Origin of the sequence: Phyllobacterium sp. LjRoot231 (assembly GCF_964253365.1) — a bacterium.
GTDB lineage: Bacteria > Pseudomonadota > Alphaproteobacteria > Rhizobiales > Rhizobiaceae > Phyllobacterium.
The window spans coordinates 3221884-3246958 of sequence record NZ_CAXUQT020000001.1; the positions used below are offsets into that span (position 1 = coordinate 3221884).

At 52.4% G+C, this 25075-nt stretch carries 23 protein-coding genes and 4 pseudogenes; 18 read left to right on the plus strand and 9 right to left on the minus strand.

Features of this window, described 5'->3' with window-relative positions; genetic code table 11:
* Positions 1-97: 97 nt before the first annotated feature.
* From ACSQ3H_RS15870 to ACSQ3H_RS15885, 4 genes are all read left to right on the plus strand, one after another.
* Positions 98-748: a class I SAM-dependent methyltransferase gene (locus ACSQ3H_RS15870; RefSeq protein WP_436117938.1), complete on the plus strand. Its 651-nt coding sequence runs from the start codon at positions 98-100 to the stop codon at positions 746-748.
* Positions 749-1355: 607 nt separating this feature from the next.
* On the plus strand, positions 1356-2099 hold the full coding sequence (locus ACSQ3H_RS15875) for a class I SAM-dependent methyltransferase (RefSeq protein ID WP_436117939.1): 744 nt from the start codon (positions 1356-1358) through the stop codon (positions 2097-2099).
* Positions 2100-2419: 320 nt separating this feature from the next.
* Positions 2420-3145 (plus strand): class I SAM-dependent methyltransferase, encoded by a 726-nt coding sequence (locus ACSQ3H_RS15880; protein WP_436117940.1) that lies wholly within the window; start codon positions 2420-2422, stop codon positions 3143-3145.
* A gap of 303 nt (positions 3146-3448) precedes the next feature.
* A complete protein-coding gene (locus tag ACSQ3H_RS15885) occupies positions 3449-3685 on the plus strand; it encodes a hypothetical protein (protein ID WP_436117941.1) in 237 nt (78 codons plus the stop codon).
* On the opposite strand, the gene ACSQ3H_RS15890 is transcribed toward ACSQ3H_RS15885, so the two are convergent.
* The gene (locus tag ACSQ3H_RS15890) at positions 3676-3882 is read right to left on the minus strand and encodes a DUF1515 family protein (RefSeq protein WP_436117942.1); all 207 of its coding nucleotides are present in this window, start codon (positions 3880-3882) and stop codon (positions 3676-3678) included. The genes ACSQ3H_RS15885 and ACSQ3H_RS15890 overlap by 10 nt on opposite strands.
* Positions 3883-4671: 789 nt before the next feature.
* On the opposite strand from ACSQ3H_RS15890, the gene ACSQ3H_RS15895 reads away from it, so the two are divergent.
* The 3 genes from ACSQ3H_RS15895 to ACSQ3H_RS15905 are packed head-to-tail and all read left to right on the plus strand — an operon-like array spanning position 4672 to position 8916.
* Complete coding sequence (locus ACSQ3H_RS15895; protein WP_436117943.1) at positions 4672-5478, plus strand: ABC transporter permease; 807 nt, start codon at positions 4672-4674, stop codon at positions 5476-5478.
* Between the two features lie 34 nt (positions 5479-5512).
* Positions 5513-6256, plus strand: coding sequence for an ABC transporter ATP-binding protein (locus ACSQ3H_RS15900; RefSeq protein ID WP_436117944.1), 744 nt, complete (start codon positions 5513-5515; stop codon positions 6254-6256).
* Between the two features lie 59 nt (positions 6257-6315).
* Positions 6316-8916 (plus strand): glycosyltransferase, encoded by a 2601-nt coding sequence (locus tag ACSQ3H_RS15905; protein ID WP_436117945.1) that lies wholly within the window; start codon positions 6316-6318, stop codon positions 8914-8916.
* 4 nt (positions 8917-8920) lie between these two features.
* On the opposite strand, the gene ACSQ3H_RS15910 is transcribed toward ACSQ3H_RS15905, so the two are convergent.
* Positions 8921-9652: an Arm DNA-binding domain-containing protein gene (locus tag ACSQ3H_RS15910; protein WP_436117946.1), complete on the minus strand. Its 732-nt coding sequence runs from the start codon at positions 9650-9652 to the stop codon at positions 8921-8923.
* Positions 9653-9958: 306 nt separating this feature from the next.
* Between ACSQ3H_RS15910 and ACSQ3H_RS15915 the strand changes: the two genes are divergently transcribed.
* Positions 9959-10207 (plus strand): DUF982 domain-containing protein, encoded by a 249-nt coding sequence (locus ACSQ3H_RS15915; protein ID WP_436117947.1) that lies wholly within the window; start codon positions 9959-9961, stop codon positions 10205-10207.
* A 381-nt stretch (positions 10208-10588) separates the two neighbouring features.
* On the opposite strand, the gene ACSQ3H_RS15920 is transcribed toward ACSQ3H_RS15915, so the two are convergent.
* Positions 10589-10810 (minus strand): hypothetical protein, encoded by a 222-nt coding sequence (locus ACSQ3H_RS15920; protein ID WP_436117948.1) that lies wholly within the window; start codon positions 10808-10810, stop codon positions 10589-10591.
* A gap of 703 nt (positions 10811-11513) precedes the next feature.
* Between ACSQ3H_RS15920 and ACSQ3H_RS15925 the strand changes: the two genes are divergently transcribed.
* Together ACSQ3H_RS15925 and ACSQ3H_RS15930 are read left to right on the plus strand one after the other, a co-directional pair.
* Positions 11514-11810 (plus strand): hypothetical protein, encoded by a 297-nt coding sequence (locus ACSQ3H_RS15925; protein ID WP_436117949.1) that lies wholly within the window; start codon positions 11514-11516, stop codon positions 11808-11810.
* Positions 11811-12816: 1006 nt separating this feature from the next.
* Complete coding sequence (locus ACSQ3H_RS15930) at positions 12817-13992, plus strand: IS110 family transposase (protein ID WP_436117950.1); 1176 nt, start codon at positions 12817-12819, stop codon at positions 13990-13992.
* A 266-nt stretch (positions 13993-14258) separates the two neighbouring features.
* On the opposite strand, the pseudogene istB reads toward ACSQ3H_RS15930, so the two are convergent.
* The 3 pseudogenes from istB to ACSQ3H_RS15945 all read right to left on the minus strand — a co-directional run.
* A pseudogene (istB, locus tag ACSQ3H_RS15935) lies at positions 14259-15026 on the minus strand (IS21-like element helper ATPase IstB).
* Position 15027: 1 nt separating this feature from the next.
* Positions 15028-15222: pseudogene (locus ACSQ3H_RS15940) on the minus strand (IS21 family transposase); the annotation flags it as partial.
* Between the two features lie 109 nt (positions 15223-15331).
* Positions 15332-15442 (minus strand): annotated as a pseudogene (locus tag ACSQ3H_RS15945) (IS6 family transposase); the annotation flags it as partial.
* A gap of 385 nt (positions 15443-15827) precedes the next feature.
* Here ACSQ3H_RS15945 and rfbA point away from each other — a divergent pair.
* From rfbA to ACSQ3H_RS15970, 5 genes are read left to right on the plus strand one after another with little or no spacing between them, the layout of a single operon-like run.
* A complete protein-coding gene (rfbA, locus tag ACSQ3H_RS15950; protein ID WP_436117951.1) occupies positions 15828-16712 on the plus strand; it encodes a glucose-1-phosphate thymidylyltransferase RfbA in 885 nt (294 codons plus the stop codon).
* Entirely contained in the window at positions 16705-17259 is a 555-nt protein-coding gene (gene rfbC / locus ACSQ3H_RS15955; RefSeq protein WP_436119467.1) for a dTDP-4-dehydrorhamnose 3,5-epimerase, read from the plus strand. The genes rfbA and rfbC overlap by 8 nt, the downstream gene beginning before the upstream one ends.
* Before the next feature lie 15 nt (positions 17260-17274).
* Positions 17275-18345, plus strand: coding sequence for a dTDP-glucose 4,6-dehydratase (gene rfbB / locus ACSQ3H_RS15960; protein WP_436117952.1), 1071 nt, complete (start codon positions 17275-17277; stop codon positions 18343-18345).
* Positions 18342-19220: a dTDP-4-dehydrorhamnose reductase gene (gene rfbD / locus ACSQ3H_RS15965; protein WP_436117953.1), complete on the plus strand. Its 879-nt coding sequence runs from the start codon at positions 18342-18344 to the stop codon at positions 19218-19220. Before rfbB ends, rfbD begins: the two co-directional genes overlap by 4 nt.
* Positions 19221-19266: 46 nt before the next feature.
* On the plus strand, positions 19267-19566 hold the full coding sequence (locus tag ACSQ3H_RS15970; protein WP_436117954.1) for a class I SAM-dependent methyltransferase: 300 nt from the start codon (positions 19267-19269) through the stop codon (positions 19564-19566).
* On the opposite strand, the pseudogene ACSQ3H_RS15975 reads toward ACSQ3H_RS15970, so the two are convergent.
* Positions 19451-20811, minus strand: a pseudogene (locus ACSQ3H_RS15975) (IS3 family transposase). The gene ACSQ3H_RS15970 and the pseudogene ACSQ3H_RS15975 overlap by 116 nt on opposite strands.
* A gap of 12 nt (positions 20812-20823) precedes the next feature.
* Positions 20824-21294 (minus strand): class I SAM-dependent methyltransferase, encoded by a 471-nt coding sequence (locus tag ACSQ3H_RS15980; RefSeq protein WP_436117955.1) that lies wholly within the window; start codon positions 21292-21294, stop codon positions 20824-20826.
* Between the two features lie 200 nt (positions 21295-21494).
* Here ACSQ3H_RS15980 and gmd point away from each other — a divergent pair, with 200 nt between their 5' ends.
* Positions 21495-22607 carry a GDP-mannose 4,6-dehydratase gene (gene gmd / locus ACSQ3H_RS15985; protein ID WP_436117956.1) on the plus strand — a complete coding sequence of 371 codons (1113 nt, stop codon included), beginning with the start codon at positions 21495-21497 and terminating at the stop codon, positions 22605-22607.
* 10 nt (positions 22608-22617) lie between these two features.
* Entirely contained in the window at positions 22618-23565 is a 948-nt protein-coding gene (locus ACSQ3H_RS15990; protein WP_436117957.1) for a GDP-L-fucose synthase family protein, read from the plus strand.
* A 241-nt stretch (positions 23566-23806) separates the two neighbouring features.
* Here ACSQ3H_RS15990 and ACSQ3H_RS15995 read toward each other — a convergent pair whose 3' ends face one another.
* On the minus strand, positions 23807-24478 hold the full coding sequence (locus tag ACSQ3H_RS15995; protein ID WP_436119468.1) for a pentapeptide repeat-containing protein: 672 nt from the start codon (positions 24476-24478) through the stop codon (positions 23807-23809).
* Between the two features lie 157 nt (positions 24479-24635).
* Between ACSQ3H_RS15995 and ACSQ3H_RS16000 the strand changes: the two genes are divergently transcribed.
* A complete protein-coding gene (locus tag ACSQ3H_RS16000) occupies positions 24636-25064 on the plus strand; it encodes a DUF4864 domain-containing protein (RefSeq protein ID WP_436117958.1) in 429 nt (142 codons plus the stop codon).
* Positions 25065-25075: the final 11 nt, after the last annotated feature.

Sequence of the window (25075 nt, forward strand, 5' to 3'; positions counted from 1 at the left end):
GTTAGCACACCTACAACGCAACTGGGATGGGGTTTTGGGTTGCTTCAGTCTCGGCTATATGTAACGCGCGGGCGAAATCACAACTTAGAGGCACTAAATGTCACTTTGGCAGTTTTTCCTAGATCACCAAGGCCGAGAAATCCACAAGTGGAAACACTACTTTCCTGCCTATGAAAGGCACTTCAGCAGGTATCGCCATCGGCCAGTAACCTTTGTTGAGATAGGAGCAGGACACGGCGGCTCCGCGCAGATGTGGAAGAAGTTCTTCGGACCTCTGGCTACAATAATCAGCGTGGATATTCGAGAGGAATGCGCTGGCTATGGCGAGGATCAAGTTCATATGCGGATTGGCAATCAAGCCGATCCCGTGTTTCTGCAATCGATCCTTGACGATTTTGGAACGCCCGATATCGTTCTAGACGATGGAAGCCACGTGGCAGAACATCAGCGAGACACCTTCAATTTCCTTTATCAAAAGACGGCCCGCGACGGCATTTACATGGTGGAGGACTTGCACACTGCCTACTGGCCGGATTGGCAAGGCGGGTTGAAGCGCGAAGGGACGTTTATTGAAATTTGCAAAGACCTAATCGACCAGTTGCACGGCGATTATTCGTCCGACAATCCAATTACCGAGTTCACCAGGACAACGCTTTCCATGACGATCTATGACAGCATTGTTGCCTTCGAGCGTGGTTCTATTGGGCGGAGGCAGGCAATTCAGATTGGGAAGAAGCCTGCAGCCTAACCCGCTTCAAGAAGGCTTCAATTGCGCTTTGAGTGCTAAGATACTCAAATGCAGATGTATCCATCAGATCCTCATAGTGCTCGCACACTACATGAGAAACGGCATCCATTGCTCGCACGGCACGGACCAACAAATCTATTGCATCTTCGTCTTGAAAACCAATCGATGATCCCTTTGTCATTTTTATAGTCGTGTCATCGGTGGCGTGAAATATGTCATTCATTGGATTTCCTCTTTGGCCGTGACGCTCCGGTTTTCTGTAACCGCTGCGTCAATAGCGGCCTTTTCTGCCTTTTTTTGCCAATTCAGCAATCTGGGCATTGATTACGTCGAAAATCCCTGCAGACATCTTGTAGGGGAAGTCCCCCAAACCTGCGCGATAACGCCGAGCTGTTCATGGTCATTTCACCTTTTATGGATTGGCAGTATGTTGGGGGTGCAGAGCCCCAAATGTCAGCAGAGGCCCGGTCTACTCGCGTGTCGGATGCAGTGGATCGAGTTGTTTATGCGCGGGCGCTGTCACGCGACCGCCGCCGCATTGGATAGGGGTTGCCAACTGCCGAGGCTTACGGTTAGAGAAGCTTAGCGTCATCAGAGGGGAAATTTCATGAGCGACGATGCAAATCATATCGACCGCGTCCAAGGCACGCTCTACACCGATTTTATAGAAAACCTACACCGGAACCTACAGCCAAACACTTACTTAGAGGTAGGAACTCTGAATGGCGGAACTCTAAAGCTCTCAAGCTGCAGCAGTATCGCCGTTGACCCGCAATTTCAAATCAGCACCGATGTTCTGGGTACAAAACCTAGCTGTTTCTTCTTTCAAGAACCCAGCGACACATTCTTCAGGTCTCACAGTCCGTCGAAGATTTTCGGGAGGGAGATCGACCTTGCATTTCTGGACGGCATGCACTTGTTCGAGTATCTGCTTCGTGATTTTGCGAATACCGAAAAGCATTGTCGCAAGAATTCTGTTGTCCTTTTGCACGATTGCTTGCCCCCAGGTTTTTACATGACCGTCAGATCGTGGGCTGAAGCTGATAGAGAGAGCTCGTCTTTCCCCGGTTGGTGGGCCGGAGATGTTTGGAAAATCGTGCCGGTTTTGAAGAAATACCGACCCGATCTGTCAATCACTGTGACAGATTGCCAGCCCACCGGTCTCGTTGTCATAACAAATTTGGACCCTACCAACAGAGTTCTGGACGAACAATACCAAGACATCGTTGCTCAACACTCTAAGCCGGTAATCGATCGCAAGGAGTATGACGCTTATTGGGAGACTGTCGTCATAACCCCGAGCACAGCTATTTCGAAGTTTGATCAGCTTTCGACGCGGTATTGGTTCTAGGCAAACCGGCCGTCCTACGTCCCCGGTCGGTGTGAGGTCGGGTCAGGAAGCCTATCCAGATAGGCGAGAGGCCTGCTTAGCTGATACGCTCCCATCTGTTTCCGAAGAAGATGCGTTGCATAAACGGCGAACGAGTTCGGAACATCTCCTTGACTAGGCATGACGAAAATACCGCTTTTCCCCATACCAAACAGTTACCATCTCCATCCAGATGCTACTATCGGTAGCGTTCTGGTGGATCAGGCTTTGGTCGGGGATTGGGGTTGCCTCAGTCTTGACTATATGTAATTTGCTACCGCGTATCAGTTGCCGGGGGTGTGATGTTCAAGACAGAGGCGCTTTGCCCAATTTGCGATCAGAGAAGTGAATTCCTCGCGCCAGATACGTACGAATCCTGCCGTGACGGTCTGTATTCACCGTCATGTCCAATGAAAGGGTGCGTTACGCGCGAGCGCGCGGTAGCGTCAGTCTTGTTCTCTTTGTATGACCGGCAGCAATTCAACAATCTACGCGTCCACGACGTAGCGCCGGCAGATCGCGGCATGTCGTACTGGTTATTCCTGAACGCATACGGCATGACCGCTACAGGGTACTTTCCAACGCATAAGTTCGGCACAACAATAGGCGAACTACAGAACGAAGACCTTGAGCACCAAACCTTCGAGGACCAAGAATTCGACGTTGTGATACATCTCGACGTGATGGAACACCTCTTTGACCCGTTCCAAGCGCTTCGCGAGATCTATCGCACCCTTAAGCCGGGGGGTGTCTGTCTTTTCACAACACCGACTTATGATGGTCGCATGAAGTCCGAACAAGTGGCGTTTATAGAAGGCGGAAAATTGCGCGTGGTTGGCGAACCGGAATATCACGGCAATCCTCAGGATCCCACCGGGTCCCTCGTAACATGGCGGTACGGATATGATCTGCCTAACCTTATTTTTGAGCGCACAGGATTCAATGTTGAGGTTCGACGTTGGCAGTCTCCGTCGTTGGCTATTATGGGGCCAATGACTGAGGTTTATATCCTCAAGAGACCTAGCTAATTAACGCTAGCTTTCCATACACCACGCCACCACAACACGATAACCTTTACAATTACTGGAGGCCTCAGACGTTGGTCGACACCCCTAGCTTGCAGTTGAAGGCGTCAATCTAAGCGTTCGGATTGCTATATCGAGACAATACTTTCATTCGAGCATGTTGAGGAACACCCCTTTCCCGGCAGCCCTGGGCGGTTGATTTATGGTGCGGCGCGACGATCGCGCTCGATCCGCTCCAGCCCGTCCAGACCTCACGTTTACATTAAATCGAATTTAGAACTAGAAAACTCTGAAATGGAGTGATCAATGCAAGTTCATATTTTTCGAGCGACAGGACGCGTCTTCGGTTTTACCCAAAACAACAGTGGCGCCAACCTTCCACAGCAATATGGTCCTTGGAACGCATTCAAGAAAATGGAAATGATCCGAGGTGAGACGATGCCTGGAATGAACATTGATGAATATCTCGATGACATCACAATCTACGGCTATCATCTGACTGACGCCCACGTTCGAATTACGGAAAATCAACATCACTTGTGAAACAGCCTGGATATCCACTCAATCGAGCTGGCAAGGCTAATACCGAGCGCGGTGCTGGCAATGCCGACAACGCCTAGTCCGCCTAGCCCCATCGCCCGCCATTGCTTCACCTGGTCAGTAACCTTCTTGCTGTCCTTGACCTGATCGGTGATGGGGTCCCGTTCTCCGCTAGCGCTGCGAAATATCAGAAGACCCACACATGATTGCTCACGCGCAGCTCTGGCAGGTTAAATGCGCCTCATTGAGGTTTTTTACCCATGGCTCGCAACATCGCGATGACCTGCTCCGCTGAAATAGCTTCCTCGGAATTTTCGTTAGCGCTGTCGAGGATCAGCTGGCCCTGCTCCACTGTAGGGATGTTACCATAACTCGCGAGTGTGGTCTTCGGCGTTGCGTGCCCGAGGTTCTGGCTCCAGGCTTTAAACTGGGGAATCGAAAGGCGACGCTTGATCCTTCCGCAACCAACATGTCGCGAAACCGGTGGAGGGTGAAAGGCGGCGATCCGGCACGTTCAAAGGTCTGCTTCGAACATGCGAATGACCGTCTGCGCATTGCCAAGGTGCAAGGGCACGAGTTCATACACACCAATGCTCTTGCCTTTTTGCCGGTGACATGGGCAGCCTTTGGAAACAAGGGCTCCTCCTGCCCGTACTTCAACTGACTGACAAGGAGATCGTGCCATTCCTCCATGAATTCCTTTTCGAGCTCATCTCCGACGGGAAGCAAAAACGAAAAGATTTCCTTGCCGAACTTGGTTTCGACAAAGCGTGGATCCTGGTGCACCCGCTTTATTGAAGGTAGGAAATGTTTGACCTTCAGCGAAATCAGGGCGCCGTCTCGTGTCTGGAAGAATTCTTTCGCTGATGTCCGGGCGCTTGGATGACGCGTTCATTTGTTGGCACTCTTGTCTCTCGCCCGCTGCGAGTATATAGGCCACCGTTCAGCGCCAACTTGTTTACGATATGCCAATAGAGAGATACGCGTCCATGACTATAGCGAACTCCCAAAAAATAACCGCGTGGGAAGACGTCACCGGCGCTGTGTGTAATTTCCGCCTTGCGGCGCTTCTAGGCTGGCAGGATGTGGCTCAGCGCTACAGAAGATCGAGCGTCGGCGCATTCTGGCTCACTATCAATATGGGTGTTCTCATCGGTGCATTGGGCCTCATTTTTGGAACAATTTTCCGGTCACCGATGTCCGAGTTCTTGCCGTTTATTTGCGTAGGATTGATTATGTGGGGCTACTATTCCCAGTTGATCAATGAGGGTTGCTTAAGCTTCATATCCAATACCGAGACGATGCTTCAACTTCCATTGCCGTTTTTTACGTACGTTCTCAGAACGTGGTGGAGAAACTCTATAATACTATTTCATAATATCGTTATTTTCCCCGTTGTTCTTCTAATCTTTGGTAAGTTCATAAACTTTAATGCGCTGCTTGTTATTCCAGCGTTCTTTCTCATTTCGCTAAATTTACTGTGGATGATGGTAATTCTGTCTGTGATTTGCACTCGATATCGCGATTTGACACAAATCATACAGAACATTATGCAAGTTGGCATGTACGTCACGCCGATCATGTGGATGCCCCATCAACTACCGACAGACAAATCGATTTTGATACTCGATTTCAATCCTTTCTATCATCTCATCAGCGTGATCAGAGATCCCTTGCTTGGTGGGACCGGTACGCTTCTCAATTGGGGGGTAGTTCTCGTTATGGCTGGTGTTGGATGGACAATCGCCCTGCTCTTCCTCAACCGCTTTCGCTCACGCGTTACCTACTGGTTATAAAAAAACAGCCCAAATGAATTTCGCGAAGGTGAACATGACTTCAATGACTCTCGAGGACGTCACTGTAGATTTTCCCATCTACAATGCAAAAAGCAGATCTCTCAAGAACCAGGTGATGAGCTTGGCAACCGGAGGTACCATTGGATCAAACGCTGAGGGCCATGTCGTCATTCGAGGTCTGGACTCTATCAGTCTAACTCTCAACGATGGCGATAGGCTGGGATTGATAGGCCACAATGGCTCTGGAAAAACTACTCTTCTCAGGGTCATGAGCGGTGTTTATTATCCGTCAGGCGGTCGCATATCGATCAATGGAAAATGCACCTCTCTGATCAATATTTCTCTGGGAATCGATGCCGAAGCGACCGGTAGGGAAAATATCGGAATTCGTGGCGCGCTTCTGGGATTTACGAAACGGGAGATGGCCGGGAAACAGGATGAAATCGAGGAATTCTCGGAGTTGGGTAACTTCCTCGACATGCCCGTAAGAACATATTCGACAGGTATGCAACTTCGGTTGGCATTTTCAATTTCCACAGTCATACAGCCCGAAATTCTGATCATGGACGAATGGTTGGCTGCGGGCGATGAAGGATTTCAACACAAAGCAAACGAACGCCTGCACGATCTCGTCAACAAGACCAAGATCCTCATTATCGCCAGTCACTCGAAAGAGTTGTTGGTCAAGAATTGTACCCGTATTGTCTGGCTTGAGCATGGAAGTATCAAAATGGAGGGCGACGCCGAAACTGTAGCGAGCGCATATTTTGGTCGTTAGTCAAGCGCGATGAACAGTTCGAGGCTAGTCCTCTGAACAGTAGACCGAGTGGTAAAGGCATGAGCTTCAAGCGCGCCCTGAGCGCATTTGTTTATATACAGCAAATTCTCATTGAGGCGCTGCCTTTCGCCACCAGAAAGCTCGTCGAATCCGTTCGTATATTTGGCGTAAAAAAAACAACATCACGCATTCTCACTTTCGCACGAAGTGGCAAGTTGCAAGCCCTCATTGGAAACCGCCGCACTTCCTTGCTGTCGATGGTTAATGACGAAAACCGAGACTCTTTATCGTCGTTTTATCCCCGAACTCAAAGCCGATTAGCCGCAGATTTCATGGTGCCGCGCGTTTTGATCGTTGCAGAAATGTCGATTCCCCAGTGTAAGAAATATCGGGTTGATCAAAAAGCAGAGTTGTTTGGCAAGGTAGGCGTCAAGACCAAGATAGTTGACTGGACGCATCTGGGCGAGGTTCGGACGCTTCTTCAGAACTATCCGGTGGTTATATTCTACAGGGTTCCGGCAACGCCTGAAGTCATCCTTACAATTCAAGAGGCCAAGCGCCTCGGCGTGCATACGTTCTGGGAGGTAGACGACCTCGTATTCGATCCGGACGGCTACCTTTCCAATAAGAACCTCGACCGTCTCGACCCAGAAATACGAGCCGGTGTCATTTCAGGCATGAAACTATATCGCGAGGCACTTCTGCTGTGCGATGAGGCCATAGGCTCCACACCTATGCTTGCAAAAGTGATGATAGAGACTACGGGGCGACCTGCACACGTTATAGAAAACGCACTCGATCACGAAACATTGGAAACAGCACGCAGAATCCGGGACTCAAGTAAGAAATATGCCAAGTCACCAAAAGATGTGACCATCGTTTACGGCTCGGGCACGAAGACGCACGACATCGACTTTTTGTCGGCGAGTGGGGCAGTCTTCAATGTCCTATCCAAGCGTCCCAATGTTAAGCTTCGGATCATCGGCGAATTGAACATTGAAAGTCGGTTCAACGACTTTTCAGATCGCATCGAACGGCTCCCATTTACTACTTTCGATGGCTATTTAGAGAAGGTCGCCGATGCCGATATTTCCATCGCCCCCCTCGAACAGACTGTTTTCAACGATGCAAAGAGCAACATCAAGTTTCTGGAAGCATCGATTCTGGGTCTCCCTTCAGTGTGTTCGCCTGTAGATGCGTTTAGATCGGCCATCATCGATGGTGAAACAGGTTTTATCGCCACAAGTTCCGACGAATGGGAATACAAGTTGCTCGCGCTAGTGGATGATCAGGCGCTTCGCGCTGAAATGGCCGACAAAGCCTTTGAAAGCGTGAGACGGAACTATAGTCTGGAACGTATTGGGCAGCAGCAACTGGCCCCGCTGATCGGAAGGTTCAACAACCCAACATCAATGGTCACACGCATCCTATTTGCGAACGTCTACTTCGCTCCGCAGTCATTTGGTGGAGCAACGATAGTCGCCGAGGAGATGGCGCAGAGGCTGGCAGAGAAAGAAAATGTTGAAGTCTACGTTTTCACTTCCTGGTCAAATGATGGTGCGCCTGACTATGGAGTCGTTCGCTACGATGCCCAAGGAGCCACCGTTTTCGCCGTAAAGGTGCCGATCATCCGGACCCGTCTTATGGATGTCGAAGACGATGCCATGGGCCAGGTATTCCAAGAAGTTCTTAGCGCAATAAAACCGGACGTAGTCCAGTTGCATTCGATTCAGACCTTGGGTGTTACGTTGGGTTCAGTTTGCAAGGCAGCTGGAATTCCCTATGCAATAACCCTCCACGATGCGTGGTGGCTGTGCGAACGCCAGTTCATGGTCACTGGCGAGGGCAAATATTGTTTCCAGACGTGGATCGATCCGGAGGTGTGCGCGCGTTGTGTACCGGACAAGGACTTTAATAAACAGCGCACTGCAATCGTTCGAGAAGCGTTGTTTCAAGCGGATGGACTTATCTCTCCAAGCCACTTTTTCAAACAGCTTTACATGGATAACGGGCTAGATGACGAACGAATATTTGTGAACATAAATGGCATAAAAGTTCCGTCTTCAACATACAAGCGTAGTCCGTCCAAACGTATTCGGTTTGGTTATGTCGGTGGATCGACTCCCATCAAAGGATACGAGCTGGTCCGAAAAGCTTTTTGCGAGCTCCCTGAATGCGGCATCGAATTGATAATGGTCGATAACACTCTCAATCACGGATACAGCAGTGTCGACGCCAATGGATTTAACGCTGGCAATCCCGTGCGCATAGTGTCGGCATATTCACAGGACACCATTGATGAGTTCTTTTCCGGAATCGATGTCCTTCTGTTTCCCTCACAATGGAAAGAAAGCTTTGGTCTCACCGTGAGGGAAGCGCTTATTCGCGATGTTTGGGTTATTGCTACCGATGCCGGAGGAGCTGTCGAAGACGTTGTTTCCGGAGAAAATGGAGATATAATTCCGATTTCGAATGACAGTGTCTATTTGAGAAGATCCATGGAAAAGATCATTGAAAGTGGAAATTTCCTCAAGAATTATTCCAATCCGTACAAAGATCGTATTCGAACTTTCGATGGACAAGCTGATGAATTGCTCGCTTACTTAACGTCCCTTATAAACCGTCCGATCGCCGCCGCCCATGAGCGACGCTTCGATTGAGCTGTCATTGAATTTCCTTGAAATATGACTTGACGTTGATCGCAGTTGGACCTTCCCGCGTATGACGCAGGTAGCAACGGTCAGATTGTCGTGGGTTTGCTCGATAGTCGCGTTCGCTGCAGGAGGATCGTGCGACCGCTTCGGCAAGGTTGTGATGTGCGTTCCTTTGCACCGGCCGCGTTCGTCTAATAACTAAAAGTAGGTACTCGAAAGCAAGCATATCTAACTTGCCAATTAGTGGCTTATCATATTGAATCGTAAAACGAAAAATGCCCTTGATGATACCGGAGATTGCGCCACTGAGAGTGTCTTGCACATTGAGCTCGACCAGATTTATTGGGGTTCGGTCGTGCTGCAAAATAAGGGTCGATAATGAAGTCATCACCACGGCTTTTGATGATTTTGGCGACCGACTTTCTAACTTGGTAAAGTTTATCAATGAAATCGACGCTGGAGGGTTTCCCAGCGCTGCGATTACGCAATATGGGGCGGCGACGTGGACGGTTGAGAAGGTCGCGGATGCGGAGATGTGTCGTTTCAGCATCGATATGGCCGGCATACCTCCAAGGCCGATGTGACGGCGCTTGCCGCCAATCTGCACGCGCAGCAACCACGATCGGGCGCCCGTGTCCTTGACTTGCAGCTGCAAGCCACTCACACCGCCGACAAAATGGATACCTGGCTCTATCAGTCGCTTAATATGCAGTGGACCCAGTTCTTGTGCTTTGCGAGGCACATGCGCTCCAGACGGGCCCACCAATAGACCTACCCTAAATCTATGCAACACGATGACAGGGTATGCAATGGCAAACGGCATTGATTGTACAATAACATAATGAAAACAATTGCATATGAGATGAGGTGCAACGCAGTGACACTGCTAGGTGGCTGCCACCCCCTCCGCCACCTTCTGGATTTTTCCTTAAATATCAATATGTTATAGTTATACCCTTTCACTTAATTCCAAGTGACTACGGAACTGAGTCCGTTTGTTTCCCGTTCGGGTTCGATGGATGATCGACCGTTCAATGCCGTGAGGATTATGACAAGCCAACCTGGCCGGTTGCGCGTGATCACATCGGCACTGCGCGCCGCCGAATGCCTCCTGAACGATTGGCCAATCGACCAAGGAGAGAAACTTTCCTCCGCCAGGGATGCTCTCTTGTCTTGTCTGGAACGCAAGCTTTCACCCGGAGCCGCACGCGTTGCTTTCATTGAAGCAGCAAAAGAAGTAAAGAAGCTGGCAACTATATCGATGAACCAAAGCGGTTGCCGCCAGCAGGAAAGCTGAAGAAGTCGCATAAGGCTAAGGTGCGGCGGCCGTCGTGAAGAAAACTTGCCCATACGAGCAACTTTCCAGGCGCTACCGGCGTTTTATAATATCAGGAGTTTTTGGAAGGAGTGACCGCTATGGGAGGATCGTCACAGCACTTTGTCCGGAGAATGCCCACTGCGCCGGACCATCTTATGGAATCGATCAAGAAACACATGCCGAAGACCAAGCGCGAGCCGGACAGATTGTCCGAGGTGCTCAAACGGTCAAAAGGAGCCTATTCCATTAGCAAGTATAAGACCGTGAACAAAGCAAAAAGCACAAAAATTCAAGAGCTATAGTCCGGTTCGGGCAATAACAGGCTCGACGTTGATGTGAGCGGACGGGCTGTCGCGGCCATTAACAGGGATCCGCAGCCGCCTCACGCGCTTTCTTTTCAACCAATGCGTCAATAGCGCGCTGAACTTCCGGAAAGCCCCACCCTGCAGCAAGCGCTTCTTGTGCAATCTCATACATCTCTTTGGATGAAACCTTGGCGAGGAACCGTTCTCGCATGGCTTCGCGGTCCTCGGCCTCTCGCTGTTCAGCGTCCTGGGCAAATCGTGGGGATGCTATACTCATGGCCTCACTCCTACGAAAAATGTATCGTAGCGAATCAGTCCCAGAAACGCAAAAAGTCTCCAAGTCAACGGCGCGGGCTAAATCAGAATGTTTTTTGACAGGTGGTGGTTCAAGAGCCATCCAAATCCGAGGTTTGGTTCTTTGGCCTCGAATTCAAATGCCCCGGAACAGCAATGGGCTCGCGTCTGCATCGGGCGGATTATTGACCGCCGCGGGGCAGCGGTTTTAACATTCCTGCTCCTTGACCTCGCATCTCACCACAGGTGGAGGATCAAATGAGAATGTTGCTTGCTGCCGGGCTCTTGCTGGCCGTAACAGAATGCGCGTCAGACAAGGACCCAATGTCAAAACAACGCGCTGAAGCTGATAAAGCTCAAGATGAGCAATGTCGATCTTGGGTGCAAAACCGGGAACTCCCGACTATCTTCACTGCCGCGAGAAGCTTTATACGCAGGACGCGCAACAAAGGCAGACAGCAGCAATCTTGATGAACAAACCGGCCGCACAATAGCCCACCAGACTACAGTATATCGAATTTGGCTACACGACGGTAGTGTGAGCGCCATCTAATCAATACGATTTACAGTTAATCAATCCGATTGACAGTTTCCTCGCATTGGCAGACAGTTGAAAGGTCGTCATGCATCGGGGCTGCGGACGTTCCCAACGCAATTTGCTCCGCTTAAGGACATGGGAGCAGTCAATGCCAATTCCGGGATTTGACCGTTTCTATTCTCAAAACGATTGGCGTATCCTGGAGGAGGCTCACCGCAGAGCTTCGCGGATACTTGATCGTGATCCGAAATATCATCCACACGCAAATCGCCTCGCCCGCGCAATCATGATTTTTTTCAACAGCGGTGAAACGGATTTTGGTAGATTAGCCAGCATGGCGGTAAAGCGGGAACTCAGTCTGTCGAAAACTGCAGGCAAGCCGGTTGATACTACTGTTGTCTATACGCCACTGACTCGTAGTGAACGCCAAAAACAATTGCATTGAGCCTCAGGTCGTCATGACGGTTGAGAGGTTGTGTCATGCCCTTGGAAACAAGTTCAGCGGCTGCCGAACATTCTCCCATCCTGGGCCCATCGTTGTGGAACTATCGTGCTCATTGTGCGTTTCACCAGTGCCAGGATGGCATTGAACAAGTTTCAAAAAGCGTCCTGACACGAGGCTCAGTATAGTCCAACCAAAATGGACTATCTGGGCCTCACTCGTGTCCGGCGGCAGGGACGGAGGCGTAACCAAGTGGTATTATCGGCTTGAGGACGCTGATTTCCGGGTTAGCTGAACCTTTGATGAAGCTACGCCACTAAATTTCAGGTTCACCAACTTGACGGCTGCTCGCAAGCGTGCCGGTCCTTTTTATCAAGAACAGGCAAAGACATTCAGAGGCAACTGATGGGTTTGAGCCGAGCCAATGGCAAAAAGCCTGTCAACCGAATGAACGGTGACGGACTAAATCAGAGTGTCTATTAGACAGGTATGCGGTGTAAGAGCAGTCTGATTCCGTTGTATGTCTGGACTTTGCAAGAGGCCCGGCGCCTCGGCCACCCTTCGATAAGTAGCCGCCGGCCTCATCCATTTCTAAATCGAATTTATTACAGGCACTGTGATCTAACATGGTGAAGGACGGCTTTGGGCCGCTAACCTCATATTCGGCCCTTCTTCATGACGGCGATCCATTCACGGACAGGCTGCTGAGGGAATGCCTTCTCCGGAAGCCGCCAAAAGCAGGTGCATCACTGTGGCGATCCGCTCCTGATACGACAAGCTCAAAGAATGCTAGTGTCAATCGGCACGGAACTTTGACCCCTTATCGGCGTCCAATTTTGACCCCCTTGGTTATGAGGGTGAGCACTTGCCGACGCTCGTCGGGGTTGCAGAGGGTCGGCAAGTGCGGGTGATTGGCGAATCCGGCTTTAGATCCCATGAGGAGTGAACAGCGGCCGGCGCTCTGGCAGAGTGAGGCTGCATCAAAGCACTCGCTCGGAAGGAGTAGGTTATGGAAACCACACCCGTTCAATCAAAAACGCAGACCGCTGTCCGCACTGATCTTGGCGCAATTTTTGTGTCTTTGGAACTGAGCAGATCGACCTGGCTGGTGACTTCGTTGTCGCCGGGCAACGGCGAGAAGATGTCAAAGCATGTGGTAGACGGCGGCGACGTTGCCGGGCTGTTGGATCGGTTTGCGCAGTTACAACAGAAGGCCCGGCTCCGAACGGGAAGATCGTTTCCCATCGTTACGATCCAGGAAGCGGGATTGGACGGCTTTTGGATACATCGCGTGCTGGAAGCAAACGGGATCGAGAGTTACGTTGTCGATGCGGCTTCGATCGCTACTTCACGTCGGCGCCGGCGCGCGAAGACCGATAAGATTGATGGTGAAGCACTGGTCCGGGCACTGCTTGCGTTCAAGCGCGGCGAGCCACGTGTATGCGCAATGGTCAAAGCGCCGAGCCCAGAGGACGAAGATCGGCGTCGCATTTGCCGGGAACGCAAAGTGTTGATTGCGGAACGGGTAAGGCATGTCAATCGCGTCAAGGGTCTACTCTTCGCCCAGGGCGTCAGCGGCTATCAACCGCTTCGCAAGGATCGCCGCAAACGCCTGGAGGAGCTCCAGACCGGAGACGGGCGCGGCCTGCCGAGGCATCTAAAGACTCAAATAAATCGTGAACTCGATCGCCTTGAGCTGCTGCTTGAACAGATTGCGGCAGTGGAGAGTGAGCGCAATTCTCTTCTGGCCGCACACGAGGAGCAAGCGGCTAAGGGGCCGGCAAAGGCAGCAATGCTGCTTTCCTTGAAGGGTGTTGGCGCTGAGTTTGCCGCCGTTCTTTGGGCCGAAGGGCTGTGTCGGCATTTTGATAATCGGCGACAGATTGCCGCCTATGCAGGTTTGGCGCCTACCCCTTGGCAGAGCGGGACCATCGACCACGAACAAGGTGTCTCGAAAGCAGGCAATCCGCGATTGCGCACCACAATGATTCAGCTGTCGTGGCTGTGGCTGCGCAACCAGCCAGGATCGGCGCTCAGCCGCTGGTTTGTGGATCGGGTCCAGTCGAATGGGGGACGATTGAAGAAGGCTGCAATCGTGGCAATAGCGCGGAAGCTCCTGATTGCGCTGTGGAAGTATGTCACCGCGGGTGTTGTCATTGAAGGGGCTGTCATGAAGTCTGCATGACGTCGGACCAAATATCGAAATCTTCCAGGACTGATCAATCCTGGCGGATCCAGGTGAGCGAACCGACTCAAAGTCTGGCTTCAGATGCCGCGCTTTAGAATGGTCCCGTTCTCCTGAGCCTTGCCGCAACGCAAGCGGGATGGTGGTGCTGCCGAACGAACGGCAACCGTATGTGAGTTTGAAACGGCGACGGAAACGTGCCGCGTCATGCAATCTGGCTCAGACCATGGGTTCGAAACAAACATCCAAAGGAAACGTTCTATGCATCAATGATTGGTCTTGACGCAGAAATCCTCATGTGAGCTTTGAGAGCGGTTTTTGAAGCGCCAGGATTCGTTTCCGGTTTCGACGATTTCGCAATGATGCGTCAGCCGATCGAGCAGTGCGGTCGTCATCTTGGCATCCCCAAAGACGGTAGGCCATTCGCCAAACGCGAGATTGGTGGTGACGATGATGGAGGTGCGTTCGTATAGCCGCTGATGAGGTGGAACAGGAGCTGACCTCCGGCTTGCGCGAAGGGCAGATAACCGAGTTCATCGAGAATGATGAAGTCGAGGCGATTGAGGTAGTCTGCCATCCGGCCCTGTCTGCCGCTGCGTGTTTCGGTTTCGAGACGGTTGACCAGATCGACGACATTGAAGAAACGCCCGCGTGTGCCATTGCGTATAAGCGCACGGGCAATGGCGATAGCCAGGTGCGACTTGCCTGTCCCCGTACCGCCAACCAGCACCACGTTTGCGTTGATCGGCCGCAAATGTACCCGTAGCAAGGTCCCGGATCAGCCCCTCATTGACGGGCGTGTTCGAAAAGTCGAAGTCATCGATATCCTTTGCCAACGGCAATTTTGCGATCAAGAGCTGATACCGGATTGAGCGAGCCTGCTTCTCGGCAATCTCCGGCTGCAGCAGATCCCCGACGATGCGGGGAGGCTCATGCTGCCGCTTGATGCCATTGCCCATGATCTCGTCATAGGCGCTGCGCATCCCATAGAGCCTGAGACTGCTCATCAAATCCAGAACCTGGGTACGTTCCATCTCAACTTGCCCTCCTGAGGCTGTCATAACGTGCGCAATCGGCCACTGGCTCATGGGTCAGACGAGGCGCATCGGGGGTGTGAAGGGTAATTGTGGGAGCCGGGTCACGGCTGCGAGCCAGAATGTTGATGATCACCGCGGCCGACCAGACACTTTGATCGAGTGCCTCCTGGCAGGCCGCGTCCACTGCCGCCAGTTGACCCAAAGGAAATAGACAGGTCATCCAAAGACGCCCACGCCGTTCGTCAGGCAACAACTCATTGGACGAAGAAACGCCTTGTCAAATACATCCGTCAAGAATTGACTTTCCTGATCGTGATCGACTTCAGGTGACGCCGAGAGCGATTTGTCGCATCGCAGGAAATGATCGCCTCCTGGTTGATCTGGCTGCCGTCGATGATGACACGATCCGGCTGTATTATGCCTCTACCTAGATAAAGTATTGGCCGGAGAGGCTCGGTTTCTGCTTAAGGGCGGCGTTGCGACGGAAATTTATGATCTCCTAAGGTAACTGACCGTTTCTTTTCGGTCTCGCGTAATCAGATCGTTTTCCAAAGCGATTGGCCGGAGAGGCTCGGTTTCTGCTTAAGGGCGGCGTTGCGACGGAAATTTATGATCTCCTAAGGTAACTGACCGTTTCTTTTCGGTCTCGCGTAATCAGATCGTTTTCCAAAGCGAAAGGCTGTAAGCATTCTCCATGCAATCGAGAGGCTATTTGGGACTTCCGGAACTCACGTTGCCATGTTAAGGCCACTAAAGTTTTGTGTCGAGATGCGGCCTAATGACGAGGACAAGTAGCGAATGAAGGGAATCATACTCGCAGGTGGAAGCGGTACACGTCTCTATCCATTGACCATTGCCATGTCGAAGCAAATGCTTCCTATTTATGACAAGCCGATGATCTATTACCCGTTGAGCGTGTTGATGCTCGCCGGAATACGCGACATTCTGGTGATCTCAACACCGCATGATTTGCCGCTTTTCCAAAAGCTGCTTGGTGACGGCAGCGATTTCGGCGTGAATTTTTCCTATGCCGAGCAGCCGAATCCGAACGGCCTGGCGGAAGCGTTCATCATCGGGCGCGACTTCATCGGCGACGACAGTGTCGCGATGATCCTCGGCGACAATATCTATTTCGGCGACGGCCTTTCCAAACTTTGCCAGCTGGCATCATCCGGCGAGAAAGGCGGTACGGTTTTTGCCTACCACGTTGAGGATCCGCAACGTTACGGTGTCGTCGAGTTTGACAAGACGACTGGCCGGGCGCTTTCCATCGAGGAAAAGCCCGTCAAGCCGAAATCCAGCTGGGCTGTCACTGGCCTGTATTTCTACGACAATGAAGTTGTCGATATCGCCAGATCCATCACACCTTCACAACGCGGCGAACTGGAGATTACCAGCATCAACAATATCTATCTCGAGCGCGGCGATTTGCGTGTCCAGCGATTGGGGCGTGGCTATGCCTGGCTGGATACGGGAACCCATGACAGTCTGCACGAGGCTTCCTCGTTCGTGCGGACGATCGAACACCGGCAGGGCATCAAGATTGCCTGCCCAGAGGAGATCGGTCTGGAGTGGGGCTGGCTTAGCGCCGAACAGGTTCTCGCGAGAGCGGAGAAAATGGGCAAGACAGAATATGCCGGTTATTTGCGGCGCCGCGCCGCGGAGGTAGGAAATGATGGTTGAAGTCATACCTCTCGCCCTGGAAGGCGTACTTGAGATCCTGCCGCGTAAATTCGGCGACGACAGGGGCTTCTTCTCCGAAACCTATAACAAGCAGGCCTTCACCAAGGCGGGGATCGATCTGCAATTCGTTCAGGACAACCACTCTCTTTCGACCGCCAAAGGCGTTCTGCGCGGATTACACTACCAATTGCCGCCATGCGCTCAGGACAAGCTCGTACGGGTGGTGAGCGGCTCGATACTCGATGTCGTGGTCGACATCCGGAGGTCGTCGCCGACCTTCAGGAAATGGGTTTCAATTGAAGTGTCCGCGGCGAAATGGAACCAGATTCTCGTTCCAAAAGGCTTCGCGCATGGGTTTCTGACCTTAGAGGAAAATACCGAGGTCATCTACAAGGTGACGGATTATTATTCATCCGAACACGATCGCAATATCCGCTTCGACGATCCTTCCATAGGCATTGACTGGCCATTCGAGACCTCCGCCATTCAGCTGTCTGACAAGGACCGGAAGGCGCCCTTGCTCGATGGTGCCGATATTTTTCCCTGAGGAGCAATCAGTTTCATGAGGATACTTGTTACAGGCGGCGCCGGCTTTATTGGATCAGCGGTCTGCCGTCACCTTGCGGCCAACCCGAAAAACCATGTCGTCAATGTCGACAAGCTGACCTATGCGGGGAACCTTGCCTCGCTGCGCCCGCTGGAAAACCATACCAATTACAGTTTTTTCGAGGCCGATATCTGCGATGACACGACGATTCTCGGTATCTTGCGCAACGAGAAGATCGATGCAGTCATGCATCTGGCTGCTGAAAGTCACGTCGATCGCTCCATCGACGCTCCGGCTGCCTTCATTGAAACCAACATTGTCGGTACATTCCGCATGCTCAATGCGGCGCTGACATATTGGCGAGAACTGCCGGAGCCGGCGAAATCGGCGTTCCGCTTCCATCACATTTCCACGGACGAAGTATTTGGCGACCTGCCCTTCGATAGCGGTATCTTCACCGAAGAAACACCTTATGCACCCTCGTCGCCCTATTCTGCTTCGAAGGCGGCTTCGGATCATTTGGTAAGAGCCTGGCACGAAACCTATGGTCTCCCCGTCGTGCTTTCGAATTGCTCGAATAATTACGGCCCTTTCCATTTTCCCGAAAAACTGATCCCGCTGGTGATTCTCAATGCCCTGGATGGCAAACCGCTACCCGTCTACGGCGCGGGTGCAAACATACGCGACTGGCTCTTCGTTGAAGATCACGCTCGTGCGCTGGAACTGGTGGTCACCAAGGGCAAACCCGGCGAGAGCTATAATATCGGCGGGCGAGCAGAACGCACCAATCTCAGCGTCGTCGAAACGATCTGCGATATTCTAGACAGGAAACGCCCTCGGAGCGGCGGCAAACGTTACCGCGACCTGATCACCTTCGTCACGGACCGGCCGGGTCATGATCGCCGTTACGCCATCGATGCCTCCAAGATCGAGCGGGAACTCGGCTGGAAGCCTGCGGAGACGTTCGAAACTGGTCTGGAGCGGACTGTACAATGGTATCTCGATAATGATTGGTGGTGGCAGCCGATCCGAGGTGAACGTTACGCAGGCGAGCGGCTGGGTGCAGCGACCAAAGGGCCAGTATGAGAATTGTCGTCACCGGACGGGAAGGACAGGTCGTACGCAGCCTTACCGAACGGGCGGTACACCATTCCTCAATAGAACTCATTGCTCTCGGGCGTCCGGAACTCGACCTGGCGCGACCTGAAACGATAGTCGATGCCATTCACGCCGCCAGGCCCGATCTCGTTGTCTCCGCGGCCGCATACACGGCCGTGGATCAGGCCGAGGACGAGCCGGAGCTCGCGCAGGCTATAAACGCGATTGGTGCAGGAGCCGTGGCGCAGGCCGCCGCAGAGATGGGCGCCCCTGTAATTCATCTCTCCACGGACTATGTGTTTTCAGGGGAAGGTGAAAAGCCTTACGTGGAAACCGATCCTACCGGACCGCGCAGCGCCTATGGCCGCTCCAAGCTTGACGGTGAATTGGCTGTTGGAGCCGCAAACTCCCGCCATCTGATCTTGCGAACGGCATGGGTCTACAGTCCATTTGGCAAGAATTTCGTCAAGACCATGCTCACGCTGGCAGAAAATCGCGACACTGTCTCCGTGGTTTCGGATCAATGGGGTAATCCGACATCGGCACTCGATATTGCAGATGGCATTTTACATGTCGCGGATCGGCTTCGGACGGACTCGGCATTTGATGCCTTTGGCATTTATCATCTCGCAGGCACCGGCAACACGAACTGGAGTTCATTTGCCAGGGAAATCTTTGCGGCGAGCAGCCAAAGAGGCGGCCCCAAGGCAGAGGTCAAGGACATTCTTACCGCGGAATATCCGACGAAGGCAATGCGCCCGCTGAACTCCAGATTGTCGACGGACAGGTTCTTTGGCGTATTCGACTGGCGCGCTCCAAAATGGAATGTGTCCCTTGCATCGGTCATAGACAAGTTAGTTTAAGTGGGCAAATCGTCTGCTTGGCAAAGCCCCGCTGCGGCGGCCGCCTATGATAAAAATACTCAGGCAGCGTCGTCGCTATTCCAACTTGTCAAGCAAGGATGTCTTCATCAAATACGTACAGCGTTATGCGTCGCCTGGAGCGAAGATTCTCCATCTCGATCTCGGTTGCGGCAGCGGCCTCGTGTCGATAGCACTACACGATATGGGTTATGAAGTTGTCGCTATCGATATTAGCCAGGCGATGCTGGACAAGCTCGTGTTGCAAGCGTCGCAGTTTGATTGTGTGGCGTTTCCTTTTGTAACAGGATGGTGTGGCCCCGTCCGATGTAGACGTCGGCCGGGGTGAGATTGCTGATGCTCTCATGATATCGGCGGTGGTTGTAATGATCGATGAATGCGGCGATCTGCGCTTCGTAGTTCTCGAGCAGGATGCGGTTCTTCAATGTTTGGTGCCAGCGCCCGATCTTGCCTTGGGTCTGAGGGTGTCCGGGTGCACCGTGAACCTGTTCTACAGACCGCTTTTCCAGCCATTCGCCCAGCTCGCCCGCGACGTAACGCGGGCCATTGTCGGAAAGCAGCCTTGGCTTGTGCTCGACCCTCACGCTGTCGCAGCCTGATGCTGTTAGGGCAAGTTCAGCGTGTCGGTGACATCCCCGACTTTCATCGTCGTGCACAGCTTCCAGGCAATGATGTATCGCGAGAAGTGTCCAGCACCGTAGACAGATAAAACCAGCCCCAGCCGATGACCTTCAGATAGGTGAAGTCGGTCTGCCAGAGCTGGTTGGGCGCGGTGGTCTTGTCCTTGAACTCGTCACCAGCCTTGATGACGATGAAGGCTGGCGAGGTGATCAGATCATGGGCTTTCAGCAGCCGGTAGACCGAGGCCTCCGAGACAAAATACCTTTCCGTGTCGGTAAAACAGACGGCCAGCTCGCGCGGAGACAGCTCGGTCTTTGCCAGCGCCATGTCGATGATCCTGGCTCTGACATCGTCGGGGATGCGGTTCCACACGCGAGAACGGCGCTGATCGCTGGTCCTCGAGGCCCTCGACGCCATGTTCGAGAAAGCGGTCATACCAGCGATAGAAGGTTGGCCGGGAAATACCGAGTTTCTCAAGTGTCTTGCGGATCGGCAGATGCGATTGCTCAATGAGGCGGATAATTTCCAGTTTTTCGGATCCTGGATATCTCATTCCTCGTCGCCCCCAATCCGCGATCATGCTTTTTTTCAGCAGACGCAGTTCGAGGGCCTGTTCGGCGACGACTTCCTTGAGGTCGCGCGTTTCGCGGCGAAGAACCTTCACCTCATCTGAGGTGGCGGCTCGGGCTGTGTCGCCCGCCAGCCGTTTCTTGCCGGCTTCGAGGAACTCCTTCGACCAGCTGTAGTAGAGGCACTCGGCAATGCCCTCGCGGCGGCAAAGCGCTGCAATGCTTTCCTCGCCGCGCAGGCCTTCAAGCACGATGCGGATCTTCTCGGCTGAATGATGCTTGCGTGTTGCCCGCCGGATGTCCTTGATCACGTGTTCCGCCGTTTCTGCGGCCCGGTTTTCTGTCTCATCTTCGCTTCCTTTTAGTGAGCTACGATGAACCAGAAACCTCTCTTCTCAATTAAACCAATTTTGTCTCACACGCGCTGACGGCGGACATAGCAAGTCAATTCCGCAGTCGGAAAAATTGACTAGAGCTTCATCGAAGGTTTGCCGAAGCAGTGTTGAAGAGGATGAATAATGAGCCTCATTGGTTGCCTTAACCCCGGCCCATACGGTCTCATCGTAAAATCCGGTGTGCTCATCCCCTTTCCACGTATCGATCGCGAAGCAACGGGTTCTGCTACCCAAGCGGAGCGCAGTCTCGCAAAACGTGAAATAGGATACGCCGTGAAGCGAACCCAATTCGACAAATGTCCGAGGCCGGATCGCCTCCATAATCCACATTGCGAACGGAGTATTTTCAATCCAAGATGACGTAACTTCGGTAGAAGGTATATAGAAACTTGCTGGTGAAAGATATTTTGCAAGATTGAATTCAGCACTTGATTCGGAAGCATTTCCCGAAGCAATTGTGATAGCTTTCATACGTGTGACGGCAGCATTGCCGAAACCGGCTTACCCATATATGAGTGGGCACTGGAGAAAAGCCCATGCTGGCGAGCGGCTGTTTGGCAGATTCTGTGTGCGGCGCGCCTGCGCTACCGAGGGGGCATGGTCTTTAATAGCAAGTAATCGTTCAAGCAGCGGCGTTGGTAGTGGCTAGTGCTCGTTAAAAAAGGTGAGTTATGAGCGAATCGATTGAGACGAATTCCACGAGGAAGCGCGTGGCGTTAATAACAGGCGTGACCGGTCAAGACGGATCCTATTTGGCTGAACTATTGTTGCAGAAGGGCTATATTGTTCATGGCGTTAAGAGGCGATCCTCTTCCTTCAACACAGCCCGTATTGACCATTTGTACCAGGATCCGCATGAACAGCACGCCCGCTTCTTTCTACACTATGGCGATCTGACGGACGCGACCAATCTGATCCGCGTCCTTCAAGAGACGAAGCCGGACGAAGTCTACAATTTGGGTGCTCAGTCTCACGTGCAGGTAAGTTTTGAGACACCAGAATACACCGGAAATTCCGACGCGCTGGGCACACTCAGACTGCTCGAGGCCATCCGAATTCTCGGCATGGAGGGAAGCACCCGCTTTTATCAAGCATCGACCAGTGAATTGTACGGAAAGGCTGAGGTGGCACCGCAGGATGAGACCACGCCCTTCTATCCCCGTAGCCCTTACGCTGCTGCAAAACTCTATGCATACTGGATCACCGTAAATTATCGCGAAGCCTACGGCATACACGCGTCGAATGGCATACTATTTAATCACGAAAGTCCTCGCCGTGGCGAGACGTTCGTCACGCGCAAGATCACGCGCGCAGTCGCGGCCATTGTACTAGGACAGCAGGAATGCGTGTGGTTGGGAAATCTCAACGCTAAAAGAGACTGGGGCCACGCCCGCGATTTCGTCGAAGGTATGTGGCAAATCGTTCAGCAAGAAAAACCGGACGACTACGTGCTTGCAACCGGCGAAACACACACAGTGCGTCGCTTTGTTGAGCTGTCCTTCGCATGTGGCGGTATTGACATCGTTTGGCGCGGTTCAGGCTTGGAAGAAGAGGGATACTGTCGAAGCACTGGGAGAGTTCTTGTGCGGATTGATCCTGCCTATTTCCGCCCGACAGAGGTTGACTTGTTGCTTGGCAATCCGGCCAAGGCACGGGCACAACTCGGCTGGCGCCATACAATTGGTCTCGAAGCATTGGTGAGGGAGATGGTTGCGGCTGATTACGCGCTGCTTAGTGGTGACGAATTGCCTTTGGACCCAATTGCTCTGAAAACCATCTCTTGAAGCCCTTAAAATGGCTGATTTCTTGCTTGCAGGAAAAAAAGTGTTTGTCGCTGGCCACAAAGGCATGGTGGGTTCCGCCTGCGTGCGTCGCTTGGCAAGAGAGCAGTGTGAGGTGGTAACGGCCGACCGCGAGGACGTCGACCTAGTCAACCAAGCTGCTGTCGATCGCTTCATTCGGGAAACCAGGCCGGATGTCGTTGTCGTGGCCGCCGCCAAAGTGGGCGGAATCGTTGCAAACGAATCCTATCCCGGAATGTTTCTTTATGAAAATCTCATGATAGAGGCGAATCTGATCAACTCAGCATATCTTGCGGGCGTTGAGCGGTTGTTGTTTCTCGGTTCGTCCTGCATTTACCCCCGGGATGCGCCGCAGCCGATTCCCGAGGAAGCCTTGCTTACCGGACCATTGGAATCAACCAATGAATGGTACGCGATCGCGAAAATAGCTGGCATAAAGCTCTGCCAGGCTTACCGGAAGCAGTACGACGCTAACTTCTTCAGTGTGATGCCATCCAATCTCTACGGTCCGAACGACTACTTCCATCCAGATTTCAGCCACGTAATTCCGGGCATGCTTCGCCGATTCCACGAAGCGAAGCTGCGTGGCGACAGTGAGGTGGTCTGCTGGGGTAGCGGACGTCCACGTCGAGAATTCTTACATGTTGATGATCTTGCCGATGCCTGTGCCTTTCTATTGCAACACTACTCCGGCGACACACCTATAAATGTGGGAACATGCAAGGATATGAGCATCGCCGAACTGGCCGATGCAATCTGCCATGTTGTAGGCTTTAAGGGCAGGATAGTTTGGGACAATGCTAGGGCAGACGGGACAATGCTGAAACGTATGGATGTGACAAAACTCCAAGAGATGGGCTGGCACCCAACTGTCTCGTTCGAACTGGGCCTTGCTGAGACTTACCGATGGTTTGTACAGCAGCAGAATGTGCGTTCCTGATACCGAATATGAAATGTCGCTGGCCTCATTCGACTGGTGCCTACATGCGGGTCGGCTATTGGTAACATTGTTAAGCAGCACAAGGCGCAACGGAGATTGCCACAGTCAACTGAGAGCGGAAAACCGCTCATTAAAGCGCGCAGTCGCCGATCCATGGTATGTTTCGGCATGCAAAATTGACCCCGTCAGCGGGTGATCGGCATCCACTCGGCGTTCTTAGAAAACGCCTAAAACATGCCACTCAATCGGCTGTGCATGGCCAGCTGCCGGGTGCCGATAGCCCAGCGGGAAGCTTGGTCGACTCGTCGCCGCACGCCAGCTCGATCTGCGGCTGCTGCAGGCCCTGAGCAGCCGTGAGATCTACGCCTTCTATTCTCGTACGGAACATGAATGCCTTGTCGAAAACCGGTTTGCCGTCGAGAGTGGAACCTGTAAGGTCGGCACGCGAAAGATTGGCAAGCGAAAACCGCGCGTCCGTCAATATTGCCTTTTGGAAATTCGCGCGCCCGAGTTCTGCCTTCTCAAAGTTTGCTTTCTTGAGACTCGCCCCGCTGAAATCGGCACGCTGAAATTCCGCGCTGGCGAAAGATGCGCCATCGGCAGAAATATTGTTGAGACTTGATCGATAGGCTTCAACCCTTGAGAAGTTGGCATTCTCGGCTTTGGCACCCGCCAAGGATGCCCGCATCAAGCTGGCCTTTTCGAAGTTTGCAGACTTCAGGTTGGAATTGCCTAGATCTGTTGCAATAAAATCGGTTCCAGCCAGATTGGCTCCCTCCAGATTGCTCCCAGGTATGATGATGTTTTTCTTGTTGCACTCACTCCAGTCCAAGCCTGGCGAAGCCATACTGCCGCAATCTGCTGCTACCGCTGCACCCCACCCAAATGTAGACACCGCAACTGAAAAAACCATCGCGAAAGCCGAGGACCTTACCGTTTGCATTTGAGACACTCCTCATTCGATTCGGCAGAATGGCGCCTTGCTGAGTGAAATTCAATTCCGGGTGATCACGAAAGCGTATATTATACCGAAAGGTCCGGTGACGGGGAACTGATCGCGAAGGACGAATATGGCCAGAGCGTTTTGTTTGGGATTGGCTATAGGCTCATTGCTATTATTCGCTGTGCCTGCGATTTCCTTTGCCGAGGAGCCGGTCGATACGGCTCAATCAATCATAAAACAGCAAATCGAGGCGTTTCTGAAAGACGACGCGAGTACTGCATTTTCTTTCGCCTCGCCAGCGATACAGGAGAAATTTCTCAATCAGTCTCTCTTTTTTGAGATGGTCAAGAAAGCCTACCAGCCGGTTTATCGGCCAGGCAATTTTGCGTTCGGTCGAAGTAAGGTCGCCGGAGATGAGGTTATCCAGGAGGTCTTGATCACAGGAGCAGATGGCAAGGACTGGACTGCCATCTACCAACTCGTGAAGCAGTCTGATGGCACTTACAAGATCAACGGCGTGCAGATTATTCAATCCGCTTCGGGTCCAGCGATCTGAGCGTTCTGCGA